At 77.3% G+C, this 1,222-nt stretch carries 1 protein-coding gene; it reads right to left on the bottom strand.

What is annotated here, in order from left to right; translation table 11 throughout:
- Positions 1–1,222, bottom strand: a 1,222-nt coding sequence (locus tag AA75_RS19545) for an XRE family transcriptional regulator (protein ID WP_158515533.1), incomplete at both ends; no start/stop codon positions are given.

Raw genomic sequence — 1,222 nt, forward strand, 5'->3', positions numbered from 1 at the left:
GCAGAGCCGTATCAGGTCGTGCAGCCGGTAACGGTCCGCGCCGAGCGCCTGGACCAGGCCCGCGTCGGCCAGTTGCTCCAGGAACAGCTCGGTGCGGCCTTCCGAGAGGCCGGTGTGGGCGGCGGCGACGGCTGCCGTGAAGTCCGGTCCCGCCGTCAGGGCGCACCGCCGGAGCACCAGCCGGGACTCGGCGGGCAGTCGCCGGTAGGACAGTTCGAAAGCGGGGCGGATCGCCAGGTCGCCGGTCTGCAGCAGGTCCAGGCGGTTCTCCTCCGCGGCCAGTTGGCGCACCAGGTGGGCGACGGTCTGCTGCGGCCGGGCGACCAGTCGCTGCCCGGCGATCCGCAGGGCCAGCGGCAGGTAGCCGCACAGCCGGGCCAGCTCTGCGGTCGCGTCCGGTGCGGCCCCGATCCGCTCGCGGCCCGCGATCCGGGCGAGCAGGTCGGCCGCCTCGGCCGCGGTGAGCACGTCCAGGCTCAGCCGACGCACCGACTCCAGCCCCGGCAGCAGGTTACGGCTGGTCACGATGGTCACCGTGGGCCCGGAGCCCGGCAGCAGCGGCCGTACCTGGCCTTCGTCGGCGGCGTCGTCCAGCACTAGGAGCAGCCGCCGCTCGCGCACCAGAGCCCGGTAGAGCCCCGCCCGTTCCTCCGCCCCGACCGGCACGGCCGCGTCCCGGACCCCGAGGGCGCGCAGCACCTGGCCGAGGGCGTCGTGCGCGGACAGGGGCTGCGCGGACATGCCGCCGAGGTTGAGCGAGAGCTGGCCGCCGGGGAAGCGCCCGGCGAGGAGGTGGGCGGCGTGCAGGGCGAAGGCCGTCTTGCCGAGCCCGGGCTGGCCGTTGACGAGCACCACGCGGGGGTGCGCGGGCAGCTCCTCCGAGGCGAGGGCGACGAGTTCGGCGAGGACGTCCTCGCGGGCCGTGAAGTCGGCGATGTCGCGGGGCAGGGCGAGGGAGCTCTGCCCCACGCCGACGGCGGGCGCCGGGAGCGCCGGGCTGCGGTCCTCGGCCGGGGTGGGTTCGGGCCGCACGCTGCGCGGACGCCCGGACTGGGCGGCCCGGTCCAGCGCCCGGGCCCGGTCGTCCGCGAGGTGCAGGGCGGCGGCCAGCGCCCGGACGGTGCGGCGCTGCGGCCCGCGGGTGCGGCCGCGCTCCATGTCGCCGAGGGCGCGCAGGCTGACACCGGCGGCTGCGGCGAGCTCCTCCTGGGTCAGACCCGCC

The organism is Kitasatospora sp. MBT63, assembly GCF_000710465.2.
Taxonomy (GTDB): Bacteria; Actinomycetota; Actinomycetes; order Streptomycetales; family Streptomycetaceae; genus Kitasatospora.